Origin of the sequence: Acetobacter sacchari, assembly GCF_017377715.1 — a bacterium.
GTDB classification, from domain to species: domain Bacteria; phylum Pseudomonadota; class Alphaproteobacteria; order Acetobacterales; family Acetobacteraceae; genus Acetobacter; species Acetobacter sacchari.
Map to the genome: position 1 here is coordinate 1 of NZ_JAFVMF010000002.1, position 21,229 is coordinate 21,229.

General features: G+C 60.3%; 14 protein-coding genes. 6 read left to right on the forward strand and 8 right to left on the reverse strand.

The window, feature by feature from the left end; genetic code table 11:
• Positions 1-200 precede the first annotated feature (200 nt).
• Complete coding sequence (locus tag J2D73_RS01705) at positions 201-1,763, reverse strand: efflux transporter outer membrane subunit (RefSeq protein ID WP_341535001.1); 1,563 nt, start codon at positions 1,761-1,763, stop codon at positions 201-203.
• Positions 1,764-2,005: 242 nt separating this feature from the next.
• Between J2D73_RS01705 and J2D73_RS01710 the strand changes: the two genes are divergently transcribed.
• Both J2D73_RS01710 and J2D73_RS01715 read left to right on the forward strand, forming a co-directional pair.
• Entirely contained in the window at positions 2,006-2,716 is a 711-nt protein-coding gene (locus tag J2D73_RS01710; protein WP_207878819.1) for a TetR/AcrR family transcriptional regulator, read from the forward strand.
• A 249-nt stretch (positions 2,717-2,965) separates the two neighbouring features.
• Entirely contained in the window at positions 2,966-3,343 is a 378-nt protein-coding gene (locus tag J2D73_RS01715; protein ID WP_207878821.1) for a hypothetical protein, read from the forward strand.
• A 107-nt stretch (positions 3,344-3,450) separates the two neighbouring features.
• On the opposite strand, the gene J2D73_RS01720 is transcribed toward J2D73_RS01715, so the two are convergent.
• Positions 3,451-5,853: a glucose/quinate/shikimate family membrane-bound PQQ-dependent dehydrogenase gene (locus tag J2D73_RS01720; protein ID WP_207878823.1), complete on the reverse strand. Its 2,403-nt coding sequence runs from the start codon at positions 5,851-5,853 to the stop codon at positions 3,451-3,453.
• A gap of 353 nt (positions 5,854-6,206) precedes the next feature.
• Between J2D73_RS01720 and cysE the strand changes: the two genes are divergently transcribed.
• Positions 6,207-6,968: a serine O-acetyltransferase gene (gene cysE / locus J2D73_RS01725; RefSeq protein WP_233140558.1), complete on the forward strand. Its 762-nt coding sequence runs from the start codon at positions 6,207-6,209 to the stop codon at positions 6,966-6,968.
• Between the two features lie 18 nt (positions 6,969-6,986).
• Here cysE and J2D73_RS01730 read toward each other — a convergent pair whose 3' ends face one another.
• Positions 6,987-7,610, reverse strand: a complete 624-nt coding sequence (locus tag J2D73_RS01730; RefSeq protein ID WP_233140559.1) for a TetR/AcrR family transcriptional regulator — start codon at positions 7,608-7,610, stop codon at positions 6,987-6,989.
• 409 nt (positions 7,611-8,019) lie between these two features.
• On the opposite strand from J2D73_RS01730, the gene J2D73_RS01735 reads away from it, so the two are divergent.
• Genes J2D73_RS01735 through J2D73_RS01745 form a run of 3 tightly spaced genes read left to right on the forward strand, consistent with a single transcriptional unit; the run spans position 8,020 to position 13,907 of the window.
• Positions 8,020-9,168 carry an efflux RND transporter periplasmic adaptor subunit gene (locus J2D73_RS01735; RefSeq protein WP_207878827.1) on the forward strand — a complete coding sequence of 383 codons (1,149 nt, stop codon included), beginning with the start codon at positions 8,020-8,022 and terminating at the stop codon, positions 9,166-9,168.
• 6 nt (positions 9,169-9,174) lie between these two features.
• Positions 9,175-12,327, forward strand: a complete 3,153-nt coding sequence (locus J2D73_RS01740) for an efflux RND transporter permease subunit (protein ID WP_207878829.1) — start codon at positions 9,175-9,177, stop codon at positions 12,325-12,327.
• Positions 12,324-13,907, forward strand: a complete 1,584-nt coding sequence (locus tag J2D73_RS01745) for an efflux transporter outer membrane subunit (RefSeq protein WP_408736816.1) — start codon at positions 12,324-12,326, stop codon at positions 13,905-13,907. The genes J2D73_RS01740 and J2D73_RS01745 overlap by 4 nt, the downstream gene beginning before the upstream one ends.
• Before the next feature lie 109 nt (positions 13,908-14,016).
• On the opposite strand, the gene J2D73_RS01750 is transcribed toward J2D73_RS01745, so the two are convergent.
• The 5 genes from J2D73_RS01750 to ftsH all read right to left on the reverse strand — a co-directional run bounded on the left by J2D73_RS01750 (position 14,017) and on the right by ftsH (position 20,834).
• Positions 14,017-14,970 (reverse strand): AEC family transporter, encoded by a 954-nt coding sequence (locus J2D73_RS01750; RefSeq protein WP_207878831.1) that lies wholly within the window; start codon positions 14,968-14,970, stop codon positions 14,017-14,019.
• Position 14,971: 1 nt separating this feature from the next.
• The gene (aldA, locus tag J2D73_RS01755; protein WP_207878833.1) at positions 14,972-16,420 is read right to left on the reverse strand and encodes an aldehyde dehydrogenase; all 1,449 of its coding nucleotides are present in this window, start codon (positions 16,418-16,420) and stop codon (positions 14,972-14,974) included.
• Positions 16,421-16,724: 304 nt separating this feature from the next.
• Positions 16,725-17,591: a LysR family transcriptional regulator gene (locus J2D73_RS01760; RefSeq protein ID WP_207878835.1), complete on the reverse strand. Its 867-nt coding sequence runs from the start codon at positions 17,589-17,591 to the stop codon at positions 16,725-16,727.
• Positions 17,592-17,683: 92 nt separating this feature from the next.
• Positions 17,684-18,754, reverse strand: coding sequence for a dihydropteroate synthase (gene folP / locus J2D73_RS01765; protein ID WP_243429559.1), 1,071 nt, complete (start codon positions 18,752-18,754; stop codon positions 17,684-17,686).
• A 142-nt stretch (positions 18,755-18,896) separates the two neighbouring features.
• Positions 18,897-20,834: an ATP-dependent zinc metalloprotease FtsH gene (gene ftsH, locus J2D73_RS01770; protein WP_207879211.1), complete on the reverse strand. Its 1,938-nt coding sequence runs from the start codon at positions 20,832-20,834 to the stop codon at positions 18,897-18,899.
• Between the last annotated feature and the right edge of the window lie 395 nt (positions 20,835-21,229).

Sequence of the window (21,229 nt, forward strand, 5' to 3'; positions counted from 1 at the left end):
CAAGAAGAAACGCCGTCAGCATATCCCTCTCTATTCCATATTCTCTTGTCAAAGATCAGACCCGCCAACCCGCGGGCCGAGAACTCTACCCGCTTCGTCCGAGGAGATCAACCCCCCAGCGCCGCCGGTGAACGGGGGTATAAGCCCCCTCACACCACACCGTCAACACCAACCCACAAAAAAAACGCAGATTTTTCACCTCAACCCGCAGAACCAGCAGCCAACCGCGATTTCAAGCCAGTCGTAGCCACCCCAACGCTCGGGAAAGCCGATTCCCACCCGCCGCCAAGCGCATTGTAGAGGCGAACGAGATTCGTCGAGACGGTCGCAGCACTGTCAGCCAGATCCATTTCCGACTGAAGAACGCGGCGTTCAGCATCCAACACCTGCAGCGAACTGGTCATGCCGTGACGATACTGTTCACGCGCCAGATCGTAGGCCCGACGATTGGTTGCCGTCTCCGCCTGCAACTGGTCGCGCCGCGCCTGCTCGGTCGAATACGCCGTCAGAGCGTCGTCAACGTCTTTCCACGCACTGAGGACGGTGCTGCGATAATTGAGCGCCGCCTCTTTCTGTGCGGCTTTCTTCAACGCAAGCTGACCACGCAGGCGGCCGCCCTGAAAGATCGGCAGAGTGATCGATGGACCGACATTCCACGCACGCGCGTTCCAGAAACCAAGATCCCGGAATGACAGAGACTGGAAACCGAACCCGGCGTCGATCGTCACCTTCGGGTAAAAATCTGCCTCAGCCTCGCCTATCTCGGCCGTTGCGCCATGCAATTGCGCCGCCGCCGCCCGAATGTCCGGGCGACGCTCAGCCAGTTCGGACGGAACGCCGACGGGAACATGTCCCGGCACGGGCGGAACCGCCGAAGGACGGGATAGCTCATCATACAACGCACCCGGCGGCGACCCCATCAGCAGCGAGATCGCATTGATCTGCTGTGCGATCCGCTGATCGAACTGCGGAATCTGCGACGACGTCGCTTCAAGCTGCGACTTGGCGGTCTGCTGGTCGAGTTCACTGACAAGGCCCGCCTTGAAGCGCGCCGAACTCAGATCGAGCAGCTTCTGCGCGTCGTCGCGATTGGCCTTGAGAATGCGAAGCTGCTCCTGGGCAGCCCTCAACGCGACGTAATCCCGAGCGAGATCGCCCTCACGCGCGATCAGCATGCTCCGGCGCTGCTCTGCGCTCTCATCAAGATAAGCTTTGGCGGCTTCATATTGCCGACGAACGCGTCCCCAGAGATCGACCTCCCATGTCGCGTCGACGCTATCCCGCCACTGATCCAGTAACGGGATCGTGGCGTAGCCGGTCGATTGATCGATCAACGTCCCGTCCGGGCCACCCACTGCGCTCTTGCCGACGTCCGAGACAATCCTCTGCAGCATCTTGGTGCTGTATTGCGCTCTGGAATACGATCCGGTCGCGCTAAGCCCCGGATACCGCTCGGCTCCAGCGATGACGAGTTGCGCACGACTTTGCGAAAGCTGTGCCGCGGCGCGCTGCACGTCGAGGTTTTCGCTGGCGAGGCGCCGCTCAAGAGAAGAGAGTTCAGCGTCGTGGAAAATATCCCACCATGCGACGTCCGGCGCGTCCGGAACGGTCACGCTACCGCCCTTCACTCCGTCCGCGACCTGAGAAGGCCGCCATTTTGGCGGCGTCCAGGTCTGAGGTTTCTGATAATTCGGGCCGACGGCGCATCCGGCAAGCAGGACCGCGAGGCCTGTTACAAGCCGCCTCGAATTTGCTGCTCTCACGCTGAATTCCTCACCAACAAGTTTCCGCTGCCATGTAATCTTCGCCGCACGTCGCAGCACTTCCGGACGATGGGGCGATACTGGTCGATCACTCGCGCCCCACGCGTGATTACGAACCCCCGAGCTTCCCGCCCCGCCCATATCACACCCGCCTTGACGCTGACCGACCCGTTCGGTCAGCATGCAAACCTATCGGCTTTCCCTCGGGCGTCAATCGTGAGCGCCCCATCGCAGAGGATATTATGGCAGAGACTGACCCCGGAACGGGCGCGACCCCGACGGGTATAGAGACAGATTCTCCGACCAGCGCGCCAGCCGCGGACGTTTTGACGTGCCCGGCGTGCGACCCCGAAGAAGGCGGCGCGAAATATCAGCAAATTCTCGTCGGCGCCGGAGAGATATTCGCGGAACTCGGGTACGAAGGCGCCAGCATGTCGCACATCGCCCGCCGCGCCGGGGTGTCCAAAGGCACTCTCTATAACTATTTCGACAACAAAGCCGCGCTGTTCACCGCCTTCGTAAGGCAGACGTCCCGCAACGGGCTGCCCAACGCCTTTCAGTCCATCCGTCAGGATCTGCCTCCGCGAGGCGTGCTCCTTGGAATCGCAAAAGGCATGATCGGTCTGGTGGTCGCGCCGACCACCCTGATGCTTTACCGCATCGTCATCTCCGAGGCGCCGCGCTTCCCGCACCTCGCTCAGACATTCTGGGACAACGGTCCCGCCATCGGCATCCGAACTCTCTCGCGCTGGCTACAGACGCAGACAGCGAACGGACACCTCGTCGTCCCCGAACCCGAATTCGCCGCCGAGCAGTTCTTCGCCCTATGTCAGACTCGGGTCGCCATGCGGTGCCGCCTGCGAATGACGGTCGACACATCACCAGAGGAAATAGAGCGGATCGCCACACGCTCCGTCGATATGTTCCTGGCCGTTCATACGCCCCGGGCCTGAACTCCCAAGCTTAGCAAGCACACCGAGAGCACGGCTCGACGGTTCCACCTGCAAGACGCACATGTCTCCTACCTGATCCCCGACGAGTCCGAAGGGGTCAGTCGTGTGCGAGAGGAAGTCGCCAGGGCGCCCTGAACCGCGCTCCTGCCTCAACGTTGCATGGAACAGGCGTCACGCGAGCGCGGCGCAGTTACTCCGATCCTCGCTCGCACGTCGCCATCGTCGTCCTTCCTTATGAAAGACACTCCCATGGCAACAGCAACACGTGACAACCTGCCCGGAAGGGCCAACAACGTCGCAGACTTCCTGACCCGCGCGCACGGCGATCACTCAGGCCTGACATCCGCCGTCAGCGATTACATGGGCAGGGAAGGGGCGGAAGGTATTCCCGTCGTGCGACAACGCGCGAAAGAAGCCGGGTTGGACGGCCTGCTTCAGCACTGGCGCGACCGCCCTCTCACTGAGGCGGCAGAAGTCGATTTGGTAAGAGCCTTGATTCCTGATGAGAAAATCACGGAATTTTCGAGGGAGACGGGGCTATCCCGCGAAGCGACGATACGCGGACTTCTGACCGTGATTCCGCGCGTAGTCTACCGCAATGCGGAGCGCGAGCGTCGGACAACATAGCCGACGTCGACGAAACCGAGACCGGGATATCACCCGAAGGACGTCATCGGATTTGCCGCTTCCTCAAGAGACTCCCGCCCGGCGATAAGCCGGACGGGAGGAAACATTTACTGATCCAGCGAATACGCCACGACGTAATCGCCCATCTTCGTGCCGAACGAGCCATGTCCGCCGTCGGCCGTCACGACATACTGCTTTCCCCCGACTTCATATGTCATCGGGTTGGACTGTCCCCCGGCGGGAAGACGGTCCTGCCAGAGTTGCGCTCCGGTCGTCACGTCATACGCGCGGATGTAGTCGTCAAGCGTCGCAGTCAGGAACGCCACGCCGCCAGCAGTGGTGAGCGGTCCGCCGAGGGTGGGAACGCCGAGCTTGAACGGAAGAGGAACCGGAGAACTATCGCGGATCGTGCCGTTCCGGTGCTTCCAGACCACCTTGTTCGTCTTGAGATCGATCCCGGCCATGTAACCCCAGCTCGGCGCCTTGCATGGAATGCCGAGCGGCGAAAGCAGCGGGTGCAGATCCACACCATAAGGCACGCCGAACTGCGGCTGAACGCCCGTTTCGGTCCCTGCAGGCTGTGAGTGGTCCGGCGTCGCCGGATTCTTCGGCCCACGCGGAATAAGCGTCGAAACAAAGGGCAGCCCCATCGGGTTCGCGATCGCGACCTGCCTCACAGGATCAACCGCTATGCCGCCCCACTCGAACATGCCGAGATTGCCAGGGAACACCAGCGTGCCCTGCAGCGACGGAGGCGTGAAGGGCCCGTCGTACCGTAGCTTCTTGAAGATGATGCGGCAGGCGAGTTGGTCGAACATCGTCGACCCCCACATGTCCGCGTCCGTCAAATTGCGACGAGGCCGGAAGCTGAGTTCCGAGTATGGCTGTGTGGGCGAAAGCCTGTCGCCTGGCGCCACGCCCTGGGGAACTTTCGTCTCGGGCGCAGGCACCACCAACTGTCCGTTCCGACGATCAAGCACGAAGATGTTGCCTGTCTTGGCCGGAGCATAGATAGCCGGGATGACGGTTCCGTCGTCCTTATGGATATCGACGAGAGTCGGCTGCGACGGCACGTCCATATCCCACAGATCGTGATGCACGGTCTGATAGAACCAGGCGAGCTTTCCAGTGTCGGCATTGAGAGCGAGAATCCCGGAGGCATAACGTTCCTGATCTGGCGTGCGGTTTCCACCCCAGATATCGGGCGTGGCGACGCCAGTCGGAATGTAGACCAGATTCAGCTTCGCATCGTACGCTGACGTAATCCACGAATTCGGCGAATTCGCCACATAGGCGTGGCCATTCTCTGGCAACTGGTTCGGATCCGGATTGCCCGGATCGAACGCCCAGACCAGATTGCCGGTATAGACGTCGAATCCGCGCGTGACGCCCGAAGGCTCATGCGTGGAGTAATTGTCCATCACGGCGCCCGAAACGATCACCACCTTATCGGTCACGACCGGCGGCGACGTTGGCTCGTAGAAACCCGCCTCCTTCATCGGCATACCGTTCGTCAGATCGATCTCGCCGTCATTGCCGAAACGGTAGCAACGTTGCCCCGTGTCCGCATCGATAGCGAACAGCCGACCGTCGTTCACTGGCAGGAAAATACGATGCACGCAGTCGTTGGGGACCGCCGCTCCATCGATCGTCTGATCTCCTTCATGCGTCTCATGGTACGAAACGCCACGGCAGGTCAGATGTTGAAACGTCGGCTTGGCCTTGATCTGCGGATCGAACTTCCACTTCTGCTTGCCGGTGGCGGCGTCCAGAGCAAAGAGAATCTGGTGCGGGGAGCAAAGATAAAGTGTGTCGCGAATCTTTATCGGCGTGACCTCGTCCGTCGTCTCGATCGGATCGTTCGGCCCGCGTGTGTCACCCGTTCGAAACGTCCACGCGACCTTGAGCTTGCCAACGTTCGCAGGCGTGATCTGGGTCAGCGGCGAGTAGCGATCGCCAAACTGCGTCCGGCCCCAGGCCGGCCAGTCTGCGGCGACAGCTTCGCCCTGATCAGCAGGGGTAATGCGCGCGGATGCTGACGCCTGCGGCAGGGAGCCTGCGATATCCTGCGGGTCCTGCGTCAGCGCGTATCCGTAGATGACGACGCCCGCGCCAATGCCCGCCGCAAGCGGCAGTTTGGAAAGGTTCATTGCCGGGCCAAGCTTGCCTGTGACCCACGGCAACAGCAGCCAAATCCCAAGCGGCAAAAGGAAATCGCCGCGCGGCGCAAGTTCCCAGAAGTCGAACCCCGCCTCGACCACACTCCAGACCAGCGTATAGGCGACGATGACGGCGTAGACCCAAAGGGCCGCCTCATGTCGTCGCCACAGCAAAACAGCGGTGAGAAGGAGCCCGACGCCGGTAATGGCGTAATAAGGGGAGCCGCCCAGCAGCGCGAGCCATGCTCCCCCGACCGTCAGACCCAGCCCGGCGACCGCGCAAAGCAGCACTCCGATAGCCAGCGGCACGTTCGACTTTTCTTGAATGGGTTCCACTCCCCTTATGTGCATATCGAATAGATAATCCGGTTACTTACGATAAGGCGCGTCGAAACGTCGACCAGAAAGCGCCGCCTCCATTCGATTTATCTCGCCAAGACTCAGATTGTTTCGCTGCCGCCGCGTGACACGAAAGCCGCAACAACGAGTGAACGTGACGAGGCGCCCCTTGTTTCCGCGTCAGACAACTCCAAGTGATGCGATCTGCTACCGATACGATCAGCCGAGGAGAGCCTCGCATGTCCGCCCGCTCGAACACACTGAACGCTTCAGCGCTCTCACTTGCAGACACCGACGCAGAACGCAGCGGCGTCCAGTTCAAGGATCTCGATCGTCAGATCGATCTGACCGCGCTCTGGACGCAAATGCTCAGTGAATCAATGATTTGCGCCGACCCGTTGGTGAAAGGGCTGCTCTGGACGGGCGTGAAGAGCCACGGCTGCTTCGCCGAGGCAATGGCCGCACTGATCGGACGCAAGCTTGGAGACCGCGCCGTCGCCGCCGACGCCCTGACTGAGCTTGTGCACGAATGCTACGCCGCGACGCCCGAGACGCTTCGCGCTGCAGCTGCGGACATCCACGCCATTCGCGAGCGCGACCCCGCCTGCCCCGATTACGTGACGCCCTTCCTGTTCTTCAAAGGGTTCCACGCGGTACAGTCCTATCGCGTCGCGAACTGGCTGTGGCTCGCTGGCCGCAGACATCTCTCGCTTCACCTGCAGAGCAGAGCGTCCGAGCTGTTCGGAGTCGACATCCATCCGGCGGCCCGCCTCGGCAGACGCATACTCCTCGACCATGGAACCGGCATCGTCATCGGCGAGACGTCGATCGTCGAGGATGACGTCTCCATCCTGCAGAACGTGACCCTTGGCGGCACAGGCAAGCACGCGGGCGACCGTCACCCCAAGATCCGGCGCGGCGTTCTGATCGGCGCGGGCGCCAAAATACTGGGAAATATCGAGCTCGGCGAAGGCGCCAAGATTGGCGCGGGATCGATCGTTCTGGAAAGCGTGCCGCCTTATACCACCGTCGTCGGCAATCCTGCGCGCAAGGTCGGCACCCGCCATCTGGGCCTGCCCTCGTTGACGATGGACCAGACGCTGCCTCCGATCGACTACATTATCTGAAGCGCTACTTTTTCAATCTCATGCTGCGCAGGCGCTTGGGGGCAACGCCTCCCAGTCGACCGCCTTCAGCCCGGCGAGGAAGATTTCCACGCCGGTCTCGACGCGAAGCTTGACCTCGCTCCACTCGTCAGGATGACCGGGCATACAGAACTGGTGCAGGAGCAACTCGCCTATCGTCACGCCAAACAGAATACGTCGCGCTCTCGATATATCGCAAACAAGCCCCAGCTCAGCGACGCAGGCGCGCAGTTCGTCATCGACCGGGTCGCGTTCGCCCTCGAATTTCAACTGAGCGATAATATCCTGAATTTCTTCGGATTCCTGGGCGTCCGCAATAATTGCCCGAGCAAGACTTACACGATCCGGCCTCAGCAGGTGGTTCGCCAGACAGACGAGCAGCGCGGTCAAGCGCTCCTTCGCAGTCCCCGTATTTGGATCCAGAGGCGCCTGCACAAAGAAGAATCGGGTCGCAATAACCTCGTGTATCAGTTCATGCTTCGACGGGAAGATGTGATACAGCGTACGCTTCGACATGCCGCACGCGTTGGCGACCTTGTCCATCGATGCGCCGACGTAACCATGTCCGCGCAAAACGACACACGCCGCATCGAGAATCCGTTCCCGCCGCTCGTCCTCCTGCATCGTCACGGGACGGCCAGGCGAGCGCGCGCCACAGCACGCCTCGGCTACCTCCGCCTCGCGAAGTTCGTGACATTCTTTGTCACGAACTGAATCCGAGTGCGCAGAAAATTCACGCAAGCCCTCCGAAGGCGAAGATTTTCGCCGCCCGACGCGCTTTGGATGGGATTCCGTCTGCTTCACCTCTGCTCCGATTCCTGTTTGTGATTGCAATACCCGCGCGATGTCCGCAGGGGCAGCTTGACCGGGTTTAGGATACCATATAGTTTCCAATCGATAAGAAACCAAATAGTTTCATAATGTCGAGTGTGGTTAGCTGTCCTCGCGAAATCTTGCATCGCTGGGCCGCGTCAGAATCCGTTCGCAGCAAAATAGGTACATCACGTCCGTGACCAGGCGCTCTCGTCTCCCGGTGGCCGTTCGGGCCGCCCTGATCCCCACAGCGGGACTTCTTGTGCTGGCTGGGTGTGAGCGCAAGCACGCTCCGCCTGCCCCACCTCCCCAGCAAGTCGGCTTTGTGACCCTGAAGACGCAGGCCGTCCAGTTGCATACGCAACTGCCGGGCCGAACCGAAGCATATGAGATTGCTCAGGTTCGCCCGCAGGTGAACGGCGTCATCCAAAAACGCCTCTTCGTCGAAGGCTCCGACGTTACGGCCGGACAGCAGCTGTACCAGATCGATCCTTCGTTCTATCAGTCCACCTACGACAGCTACCTGGGACAATTGGCGGCCGCCAAAGCCAACCTTGTGACCGCCCAGGCCAAGTATCAGCGCTATCAGTCCCTGATCCGCGAACACGCGATCAGCCAGCAGGATCTGGACGACGCCAAGGCGACTTATCTGGCGGATCAGGCGCAGGTTCAGGTTGCGCAGGGGCAGGTAGAGAACGCTGCCGTCAATCTTCGCTACACAAAGGTCAACGCACCGATCTCGGGGCGCATCGGCCGCTCCGTCATCACTGTCGGCGCTCTGGCGACGGCCGGGCAGACAAATCTGCTGACGACGGTCACCCGCCTTGACCCGATTTTTGTCGACGTCAACCTTCCCGCCGTCGAGTTGCTTCGTTTCAGACGCGAACTGGCGTCCGGTCAGATCGAACGCGCTGGCGACAACGCCGCCACGGTCAAGCTGACGCTTGAAGACGGTTCGTCTTACAGCCTCCCCGGCACATTGGAATTCAGTGAAGTCAACGTGGACACAGCAACGTCCACGATCGTCGTACGCGCGAAGTTCTCCAATCCCGACAAGCTCCTGCTCCCCGGCATGTATGTCCACGCGACACTCGACGAGGGTATGGACCCGAACGCTCTTCTCGTGCCGCAGCAGGCTGTCTCCCGCGACGCTCACGACGCGCCGCAAGTCATGGTGCTGACGCCCGATAACAAAGTCGCCGTTCGTACGATCACAACGCAGCAGGCGCTTGGAACGGACTGGATCGTCACCGGCGGCGTCGCCGCTGGCGATCGCGTCATCGTCACGGGGCTGCAGAAGATCCATCCCGGCGACAAGACGACCCCCGTGCCATTCGTCGACGACGAGACCACGAAGTCGGGAAATTAATCCGCCATGTCACGTTTCTTCATTGACCGCCCCATCTTTGCGTGGGTCATCGGTCTCGTCATCATGCTGGTCGGCGGCGTCTCGATATTCCAGATGCCGATCGCCCAGTACCCGAGCATAGCCCCGCCGCAGATCGCGATTACCGTGACCTATCCGGGCGCGTCGGCCGAAACGGTGAACAACACCACTGTCCGGCCGATCCTGCAGCAGATGTACGGTCTGGATCATCTGGAATACATCTCGTCGCAATCTTACGCGTCGGGCCAGATGGAAATCGACCTGACGTTCGAACAGGGGACAAACCCCGACATCGCGCAGGTGCAGGTCCAGAATAAGCTGCAGCTCGCACAGCCGCTGCTCCCGACCGAAGTCACCACGCAGGGCCTTAGCGTCACGAAGGCTGTGAAGAACTTCATGATGTTCGTCGCCTTCATCTCGACCGACGGGTCGATGAGCGGCGTCGACATTGCGGACTACGTGGCCTCCAACGTGTCCGATCCAATCTCCCGCGTCTCCGGCGTCGGCGATCACACGCTGTTCGGCTCCGAATATGCGATGCGCATCTGGGTCGACCCGTCAAAGCTCTACAAATACGCGTTGACGATCGGCGACGTTGAATCCGCCATCCAGGCCCAGAATATTCAGGTTTCGTCGGGTGAGCTCGGCGGCCTGACCGCCAAGCCGGGCATTCGTCTTGACGCCTCCGTCATCGGTCCGACCCGTCTGACCTCTCCTGACGAGTTCAAGAAGATTCTGCTGAAAGTGCAGCCTGACGGCTCGCAGGTTCATATCGGCGACGTCGGCTCGGTCGAGCTGGGCGCGCAGAGCTACAACATGAACTCCGTCTACAACGGACATCCGGCGGCAGGCCTCGCGCTGAAACTCGCTGTCGGCGCCAATCAGTTGTCGACGGAAGACGCCGTCTACAAAGAGATTCACCAACTCGAGAAATTCTACCCGCCAGGCCTGAAGACCGTCTACCCACTGGATACGGCTCCCTTCATCGTCCTGTCGATCAAGGAGGTGATCATCACCCTGCTCGAAGCCATCGGCCTCGTGTTCCTGGTCATGCTCGTCTTCCTGCAGAATTTCCGCGCCACGCTGATCCCGACGATCGCCGTTCCGGTCGTGCTTCTCGGCACGTTCGGCCTGCTGTCGGCGTTCGGCTTCTCCGTCAACACCCTGACCATGCTCGCCATGGTGCTGGCCGTCGGCCTGCTCGTCGACGACGCCATCGTCGTCGTCGAAAACGTCGAACGTGTCATGCATGAGCAGAATCTTTCTCCGAAGGAAGCTGCCCGCGTCTCCATGGACGAGATTACCGGCGCGCTGGTCGGCATCGTGCTGGTTCTTACCGCCGTGTTCCTGCCCATGGCGGCGTTCGGCGGTTCGACCGGCGTGATCTACCGCCAGTTCTCCATCACCATCTGCTCGGCCATGTGGCTGTCTGTGCTCGTCGCCGTCATCATGACGCCCGCCCTGTGCGCGACCATGTTGAAACCGAGCAGCGGCGAAAAGACCAAGGGTCTTTCCGGCTGGTTCAACCGTTCTTTCACGCGTCTCACCAAGGGTTACCTCGGCGGCGTGAACTGGATGGTCTCACGCGTCGCCGTTTCTCTGGTGCTGTTTGTGGTGATCACCGGCGCCACGGGCTACCTGTTCACCAGGCTGCCGGGCGGGTTCCTGCCCGACGAAGATCAGGGCCTGATCTTCGGGCAGGTGACGATGCCGCCGGGCGCGACGATGGAACAGACCTCTGCTGTCACGCAGCGTGTGTCCGACTACATCATGAAAACCGAAGCGAAGAACGTCGTGTCCGTCTTCGTGGCGAACGGCTTCAACTTCGCCGGACGCGGGCAGTCCGCAGGCGCATTCTTCGTACGCCTCAAGGACTGGGATGTCCGTCCCGACGCGGACCAGACGTCTTCTGCCATCGCCATGCGAATCATGATGCATTTCTGGGGCGACCCTGAGGCGCAGATTTTCGCGATCAATCCGCCCGCCGTGCTGGAACTGGGCAACGCGACCGGCTTCGATCTCGAACTGGAAGACCGCGCGCATCTTGGTCACGCAAAGCTTCTCGCCGCCCGAAACATGGTCCTCGGCATGGCGTCGAAAGATCCCCGCCTGATGGCTGTTCGTCCGAACGGCATGGAAGATGCGCCACAGTATCACCTCAATATCGACCGAGAGAAAGCCAACGCGCTTGGCCTGACCAACGCCGACATCAACACGACCATCGAAGGCGCGCTGGGCTCGATCTATGTGAACCAGTTCCTGCGCGACGACCGCGTGAAGCAGGTCTACATTCAGGGCATTCCGGAATCCCGTATGCTGCCGGTGGATCTTGCGAAATGGTATCTCCGCAACTCCGGCGGAACACTGGTGCCATTCAATGCGATCGCATCAGGCAACTGGATCATGGGACCGCAGAAGGTTGAAAACTACAACGGCCTGAACTCCTATGAGATTCTGGGTCAGCCTTCCGCCGGACACAGTTCGGGTGAATCCATGGACGCCATCCGCGCCGCGCTCGCCAAACTTCCGCCGGGCATCGGTTACGAATGGACCGGCCTGTCGTTCGAACAGGAAGCGTCCGGCGGCTCGACTGGCCCTCTCTACGCTCTGGCCAGCATCGTGATCCTGCTCTGCCTCGCCGCACTGTATGAAAGCTGGGCGATTCCCATCGCCGTGATCCTGGTCATACCGCTCGGCGTGCTGGGCGCCATCGTCAGCACGCTCTGGCGTGGATACGCCAACGATGTCTACTTTCAGGTCGGATTGCTGACGACCGTCGGTCTGGCCGTGAAGAACGCGATCCTGATCGTCGAGTTCGCCAAGGCGAATTTCGAAGCGGGTCAGTCGCTCACCGAGGCCGTGCTTAACGCCGGACGTGAACGCCTGCGCCCGATCATGATGACCTCCATCGCCTTCGTTCTCGGCGTGTTTCCGCTGGCGATCGCCACGGGAGCCGGGTCCGGCGCACGGACGGCCATCGGCACGGCGGTCGTCGGCGGCATGTTGACCGCAACGCTGCTCGCCGTGTTCTTCGTGCCGCTGTTCTTCGTGGTCGTGCTCAAGCTCTTCCGCGTCCAGCCCAAGAAGATCGGCGATGAGCCAAAGACAATCGGGAACACCAACCAGGGCGCCCATTCATGATCGACTCTCCGAGCAAGCTTTCCATGCGCCGTCGCGGCGCCCGGAAAGCGGGCGTCATCGGATTCAGCGCCGCCCTGTTGTCGGCGTGCACGATGATCCCCGACTATCACAGAACCGCGCCGCCAATGGCGACGACCTACCCCGCCGACCCCATGAAGGCAGTCGGCGTCACGACGTCGCCCGGCGCGATCAACCGTGAAGCCTGGCGAATCGGTTGGGAAGAATTCTTCACAGACCCGCGTCTGCGCGCCCTGATCGCCATTGCTATTCGGGAAAACCGCGACTTGCGTCAGGCCGCCGGTTCGATTGAACAGGCGTCTGGTGAATACGATGTTCAGCACGCCACTCTATTGCCGCCTATCGGGGCGACAGGCGAAGGCATGTATCTGTCGCCGTCGCGGACTGCTGGTTTGAGCTTCGCGCCGGGACAAGGACGAACCCTGTCCATGTTCCGTTACTACTCAGCTGGCATTGGTTTCTCATCGTACGAAATCGACTTCTTCGGACGCATTCGGAGCCTGTCGCGCAGCGCCGGTGAAAAAGCATTGGCTCAGGTCGCCAACCAGCGCTCGGTTCTGATCTCAACTGTGTCGCAGGTCGCCAACGCATACATCGCCTGGTTGGGCGCCAGAGAACTCGCCGAAGTTGCTCAGAATACGTGGCAGTCGCAGGCCGAGACGTATCGGCTGACCAAACTGCGCTTCGACCGTGGCGAAGCGGATATGCTGACATTACGTCAGACCGAAGAGCAGGTCGCGCAGTCCGCATCGTTGCGTGATGACGCGCTCCGACAGGAGGCGCAGGACGAAAACGCCCTTGTCCTGCTGATCGGCGCGCCCATCCCGGCCAACCTGCCGCCGCCGGGCAAGTTGGGCGAGCAGACACTGCTCGCCGACATCCCTGCAGGCCTGCCGTCGGACCTACTTGACCGGCGCCCTGACATCGAGCAGGCCGAGCATACGCTGCTGTCGGCGAACGCAGATATCGGCGCCGCTCGCGCTGCGTTTTTCCCGAAAATTTCGCTGACGGCCACTGACGGGCTCTCCAGCCTGCAGTTCCACAGCCTATTCACGTCAGCAGCGACAACCTGGGGTTTCACGCCGCAGATTTCGATACCGCTTTTCACGTGGGGTCAGGCCTCCGGCAATTTGCACACCGCGAAAGGCGAACGCGCCGTCGATCTTGCCGCCTATCAGAAGACCGTGCAGAGCGCATTCAGGGAAGTGTCCGACGCTCTCGTTGCGCGCGGAACCTACCTTGATGAAGCGAAGCAGGCAAAGCAGCTGGTAGAGGCTTCAAACGAGGCGTTCCATCTTGCGAAACTGCGTTTTTCAACCGGCTCCGATTCATATTTGACTACGCTGCAGTCGCAACGCGACTACCTTCAGGCTCAGCAAAGCCGTATTCAGGTTGATGTTCTGAAATACCAGAATCTGGTGACTGTCTACCGTGCATTGGGCGGCGGATGGAGCCAGCGCAGCGTTCCTGATCAGAACAACGGCAAGCCCGTGACACCGAAAGACACTGGGTTGCCTGGGCCCGGCGCCTCTATGTCGTCGAAAGGGTTGCTAACGCCGTAAGGCCGCAACCACCAGTCTTCGGAAGTTCAGCTTCGTCTCTTCATCCGGTCAGCCACGCTGACCGGATTTTTTATTGGCTGTCTGCCACACACCAAGAAATAGGCGACAGCTATGACACCCAGACAAGAATTGTGGACAAGGTAATGACGGAGGCAATCGTCGTCAGCAAGGTCACCTGACTGGCGACGCCAGCCTCCCGCCCGTAAAGCTTAGCCAGCATGAAAGGCCCTGTTCCGGTGGGTAACGCGCTCAACACAAGCGCCTCACGCGACCACACTGGTTGCTCAGAAAACACTGTGACAGCAAGAAGAAACGTCAACGCAGGTTGCACAAGCAACTTCATTCCCGCCAACCGTAACGTCCCGAACAATGGCGCAGTCGAAGCTTTTCTCGATTCAACGAGAAACATCCCAATCGTGAGCAGCGCGCACGGGCTTGCGGCGCCGGCGAGCAACGTCACGAACGTCGTCCCTGCGGACGGAATCGACACCCCCGTGATATTCACAACGAGACCAAGAAACGGCATAAAAATCAGGGGATTCAGCGCCAGAGCGCGCGAGACGGAGATAATGACCGAGCCAGTTCGTCCGCCAGCCCGCTCGTCGACCTCGATCATGAAAATTGCAATGGCGAACAAGCTGCAAGCCGTGAGAAGCGTGGATATCGTGATGGCCGCCATAGATTGCGCGCCAAAAACGTCGAGACAAACCGGAATGCCAATAAACGACGTGTTGGCGTAACCCGCCGACAACCCTTCTATAGCCGCATTGGAAAGACGATGCGGGCGTCCCGCGTCGCGTCGCCAGCACACGAGCCAGTTCAGCCCAAAAGTCAGAACCATTCCCAGCCCAAATGCCCCGGCGAACCCAACATGATTCAGTTCCGCCAGCGGCACATCGCAGGTTATTTTGAATAATTCCGCCGGAAGCGCCAGACGAATGACAAAACGGTTGAGCACGTTCGTTGCGTCCGCGCCCAGCCAGTTTTGTTTTGCCGTGATCGCCCCGAAGACGATCAGACCAAAGATCGGCGCCAGCACCGAAATGACGCCGAATATTGTCATATCAGGCGTTCAGATAGATGGTTTTGGTCTGCACGTAAGCTTCCAGACCATGCTTGCCATCTTCTCCCCCCAGGCCGCTTTCACCGTAGCCATGATGGTACCCCTGAGGGGCCTCGCCGCCGCCACGATTGACGTAAATTTCACCGAACTCCAGCTCCCGCGTCATTCGCAGAATACGACCGAGATCGCGCGTGAACAGATAAGCCGACAGGCCGTAACGGCAATCGTTAGCGAAGGCCAGCGCCTGATCAAAATCCGCAACCCGGATGACGGACAAGACTGGCCCGAATACTTCGTTATGGGCGATGTCCATATCCTGTCGAACGTCAGTCAGCAGCGTGGGCGCGTAGTAAAAGCCCTTGTCGTATTCCGGCCCGGTCAGACGATGACCACCAACTTCGAGCTTGCCGCCCTGCCGCACAGCCCCTTCGACCATGGCATGAACTTTCTCCAGTTCAGCGAGGCTGACCTTGGGACCCATATCGGTATCAGGGTCCGTCGGAGAGCCAACTTTCAGACCGCTGATCTTCTCCCGAATCTTCGAGGTGAACGCATCATAGACCGCCTCATGAACATAGGTGCGCTCGTTGCAGGTGCAGACCTGTCCGGCGTTCGTAAATCTGGACTCTATCGCCGCCTGCGCCGCCTTTTCGATATCTGCGTCCTCCATAACGATGAAGGGCGCCTTCCCCCCAAGTTCGAGACGAACCTCTTTCAGGTGCTCCGCAGCCGCCGCCATGATTTTCTTGCCCGCAGGCGTCGAGCCCGTCATGGTGATCAGCTTCGTGAGCGGATGCGCGACCAGCGGAACGCCCACATCGGGACCGTCGCCCGTCACAATATTGACGACGCCGTTTGGAATTTTCGCTTCCTCGACAAGACGCGCCATCTCCAGCCCTGCAAAAGGCGTCAGTTCATGCGGCTTGACGACGACCGTATTGCCTGCGGCGATAGCAGGGCCAATCTTGCGGGCGCACAGCGCAAAAGGGAAATTCCATGCGGCAATCCCTCCGATAACGCCATGCGGCACGCGATCGATCAGAATCTTCTCGTCCGGCGTGCTGCCCGGCACGATTTCTCCTTCCAGGCGGCGGGTGTTTTCTGCCGCGAAGCGAATGAGGCCAATGGCGAAGTCGATTTCGCCGCGAGCCTCCTTCAGAGGCTTTCCCATTTCAGAGGTGATCGTCGCGGCCAGACGCTCCTTGTCGCGTTCGATCAGGGTGTTCAACGCGAGCAGATAGTCTGCGCGCTCAAGAGCCGTTTTTCTGCTCCAGGCTGGAAAAGCCTTTTGCGCGGCGGAGACAGCCTTTTCCACGTCCCCCGCGTCGCCCTTGGCGACATGAGCAACCGTTTCGCCGGTCGCCGGGTTTTCAACTGCGATCCATTCGTTCGAACCCGGAGCCGTCCAGGCTCCGTCGATGAACAGATTGTATCGGGGCGCATTTGTCATCAGAAACTCCCATTCGTTGGATGAGGGGAGTATCGGAAAACCGTCACATCATTAAAAGCAATGATATATGATCAAGTAACTCACAAAAAGTGAACGATTAAACCAAACGCGTCATCCGCTTTGCCCGGCATTTAAAGAACCATAATTCAATGATTATCTCACGGAGCACCTTCAGACCCTCAAGCACTTTCGGCCGAATTGAGCATGCTTCAGCGCATTATTCGTCGGCGCGCCCATGTGGAAATGCGCGCCTCCCAATGAACGACGACACCTGTCCGTGATAGACATGCAAGCGGATATGGCCCTAGGAACCGAGACAATGCTCTACAAAACGAGCCCCCGGAATGCTCAGGGCTTCACGGCGCCAGACAAAATACACCGGACCCGGGTCGAGATCTTCTGGTCTGAACACACGGACATTTCCACCACCATGCCCGGATCTCTCGTGCAACATGCTATCCGGAAAGCACGAAACACCGAGGCCCGCCGCCACGCATGCCCGCAACACATCGTAAGACTCTATGGTTTGAATCGCCGGCGTCTCCAGTCCGCGCGCATTAAGCCATCCCTCAAAACGGTTGCGATAAAAGCAATCCGTATTGAACAGAAAGACGGTGGTCGTGAGCCAATCTATATCATCCACAGCCTTTATGGATTGCGGTGTGAGGAGCGAAAGGCTTTCGCTGAAGGCAAAACGACTGTCCAGCAGCGGATGCTGGATAGGCCCGTCGGTCAGAACAAGATCCAGTTCGCCATCTGACAGCATCCGCTCGAGGGTGTACGACGGCCTGGTTAAAAGCGTCAGTTCGACGCCTGGATATGCGGCGGCGAACGCAGGCAAACGCTCGGGAAGAAAATGACGCAACGCCACATCCAGAGCCCCTACCTTCAGAATCCCCCTCGGCCTGTCCGCATCGAACAAATGAGGAAGGCGTCCAAGCCCCGCAACCAGCGGCGTGACCTCGCGGTATAAAAGCCGCGCCGCCGGGGTAACGATCAGGCGTCCCTTTTCTCGCAGAAACAATTCCTGCCCGAGAATTTGTTCGAGTTCCTTGAGACGCGCCGTGATGTTGGAGGCGACGCAGTGCATCCGGCGCGACGCCGCGACGATCGAGCCCTCCTCCATGATCGCACAAAAAAATTGCAACTGGGAAAGCTTCAGGGCGTCCATGTCGTCCCCATTTCAGGCATCGAGAAAATAAACGTCAAAGAAAGAAGACTTTCCTTCCCCATAAAGCGTTGCGGTCGCGCCCTGTTTCGCTGTCAGGCCGTCGCACAAAGAGCTTCCCAAACCTTCACCGCCTGCGTCATGGCCTGCGCATCGTGAACACGGAGTATCGCATCGCTGAACACAAGACCCGGAATATTCGCAGCCACAGTCCCGGGATCGCGCAGACGCGCTTCAGCAACGTCAGTTACGTCACCGATCATTCTTTTACGCGACAGGCCCACGAGGACCCTGCAACCCAGATTCGCCAAAATCGGCAGCCGGCGGAGTAATTCGTAATTTTGAGCCCTCGTTTTCGCGAAGCCAAAGCCCGGGTCCACCAGAATACGCGACCGGTCGATTCCTGCATTCTCCGCATCACGAACAGCCGCAGCAAGCTCCCTTACGACCTCCACGCCGATATCGTGGTAGTCCGTCAGCATATCCATCGTCGCGGGCTCCCCGCGCATATGCATCAGCGCCACCGCGCACTCTTTGGTCGCCAGCATCGGCGCCGCATCGGGATCATGACGAAGCGCAGAAACGTCGTTGACGAGAGCCGCGCCCGCATCCACAGCCGCCTCCATCGTCCGTGCGTTACGTGTGTCGACAGAGATCACGGCGCCCGCCTGTCGCAGACGTTCCACGGCGGGTTTTAGCCTTCGCCATTCGTCTTCAAGAGAAACGGCTGCTGCGCCTGGACGCGTGCTTTCCGCCCCTACGTCGATGATTCTGGCGCCCCCGTTCTGCAGAACACCGATCTGACGTGTTGCGGCTTCTGGACTTTCGTAGTCGCCGCCATCGCTGAAACTGTCTGGGGTGACGTTCAAAATCCCCATGACAGTTGCCCCGACGGGCAGACCGCATGATGGCGGCGCGGTCGTAACCATCCTCATCGCCTCTCGCCACCCGGCCGGGATACGCTCCACCGGGACTGGCCCCGTACGTTGAGCGCCATCCCAAAGAAACGCCAATGCGAAAGCAACAGGCCCGCCAGCAAAAGGCAACGCGACGCCGGCCTTTACCGCTGCGACAGCCTCATTCCCATACAAGAGCCCCGTGGGCTCAACCAGTTTCACCGCGTCCATCAGCCCCTTCCTGAACACCCCTGCCGGGCTATTCCTCATTGCTCCCCTGCCGTCACCGTGTCGAACGTTGCGGATATCCCTCATCAACAAGGCCTTCGCCACACACCCGGAAGCTCCGCACGAAAAAACGCGCCGCCCACAAGGACGGCGCGTTTCCCGAACGCATATTATGCTGACCGGCTCAACCCGGCAGAGGCGTCGCGCCTCCCAGCGTCGGCGGCACGGAAACGCCGCTATCATCCTTCCGACCGAGCACCGGCGGCACCGATGAGCGCCTGTTTTCCGGCATCGCGTCGTCGATCACCACGCGCTCGATCTTCTCGCCACGCAGAACCTGTCGGATTTCCTCACCGCTCAGCGTCTCATACTCAAGCAGGGCCTCGGCAAGCCGATGCAGCTCGTCGATATGTTCGATCAGCAGCGTGCGCGCGCGATTGTAGGCCGTGTCGATCAGTTGCTTGATCTCGGCGTCGATCTCCCGCGCAGTGTCCTCCGACACGTTCTTGCTCTGCGTCACCGAGTGACCGAGGAACACTTCCTGCCCGTTGTCGCCATAGGCGATCATGCCGAGCTTCTCGCTCATGCCCCATTCGGTGATCATCCGACGCGCCTGATCGGTCGCCATCTTGATGTCCCCCGAAGCGCCGCTGCACACGTTATCCGGCCCGAAGACGATTTCCTCAGCCGCACGACCGCCCATCGCAAGGTCCAGCTCCGCCAGACACTTGGCCTTACTCTTGGAGTAACGATCACCCTCCGGCAGGCTCATCACCATGCCCAGCGCGCGGCCGCGCGGGATGATCGTCGCCTTGTGTACCGGGTCTGTGCCTGGCGTCAGAACGGACACGAGAGCATGGCCGCCTTCGTGATAGGCGGTCATTCGCTTCTCTTCCTCGCTCATGACGAGCGAGCGGCGCTCGGTGCCCATCAGCACTTTGTCTTTCGCATCCTCGAACTCGCGCATGGCGACCGTGCGCTTGCCCTGACGCGCCGCAAGCAGCGCAGCCTCGTTCACCAGGTTCGCCAGATCGGCGCCCGAGAAACCCGGGGTGCCGCGCGCGATCACCTTCGGATCGACGTCGGACGCCAGAGGCACCTTGCGCATGTGAACGCGCAGGATCTTCTCGCGGCCGTTCACGTCCGGATTGGGCACAACGACCTGACGGTCGAAGCGGCCGGGACGCAGCAGCGCGGGATCGAGCACGTCCGGACGGTTGGTCGCCGCGATCAGGATCACGCCCTCGTTGCTCTCAAACCCGTCCATCTCGACGAGCATCTGGTTCAGCGTCTGCTCACGCTCGTCATTGCCGCCGCCGAGACCGGCGCCGCGATGACGACCGACAGCGTCGATTTCGTCGATAAAGATGATGCAGGGGGCAGACTTCTTGCCCTGCTCGAACATGTCGCGGACGCGCGAGGCGCCCACGCCGACGAACATTTCAACGAAATCGGAGCCCGAGATGGTGAAGAACGGCACGTTCGCTTCACCCGCAATGGCTCGCGCCAACAGCGTCTTACCGGTGCCCGGAGGTCCGACCAGCAGAACGCCCTTCGGGATCTTGCCGCCAAGACGGGTGAATTTCTGCGGATCCTTCAGGAATTCGACAATTTCCTGCAACTCGCCCTTGGCTTCATCGATGCCCGCCACGTCCTCGAAGGTTACGCGACCGTGCTTCTCGGTCAGCATCCGCGCGCGGGATTTGCCGAAACCCATGGCGCGGCCACCGCCGGACTGCATCTGGCGCATCATGAAAATCCACGCGCCGATGATCAGCAGCACAGGCGCCCAGTTCAGCAGATAGCGCAGGAGCGGATTGCCCTCGGTCTCAAGCGGCTTCGCCACAACCTCGACGCCCTTCCCGGTCAGGCGCGAGACCAGACCCGGGTCCTGCGGAGAGTAGGTGTCGAAGGAGGTGCCGTCGGTCAGCGTGCCCGAGATATTGTGCTCCTGGATCACCACCGACCGCACGCGACCATTGTCCACGTCAGCCACGAAGTCCGAATAGGCGAGTTGCTGCGCCGAATGTTGGACCGATCCGGGCTGGAATATATTAAAAAGAAGTAATAGCAGGACGATGATGCCGACCCACAGCGCCAAGTTGCGTCCAAAGTTATTGATCACGGCATCCGTTCCATGCTGTTCCCGCAGGCGGCTCGCTCGTCCGCCTAAACCCTAATCAGAAAGGTTTCGGCCGCCGATTGCAATCCTGCTTGGGTTACATGGTGGTCAGACAGCGCTTTCAAAGTGCGCCACGCCAAATTTAGGACGGGATGTGTCGAGAGCATACGTTATCGGCGGGTTGGCGTTATACCCTGCCGCCGAACCTGAGGTCTCATCGCCGACGGCTACGGCCTGACTGATTTCAGGATATGGCTCCCGTTCACCAGAAGGGGCGAGCCCTGATCGCAGCTTTGCCCGTTCCGGCGAGATCACCCGAATAAAACATCCATAAAAACAACATATAGCCCCAGGCAAACACCCCGATGCGCATAGGCTTGCATCCGTCAAACACC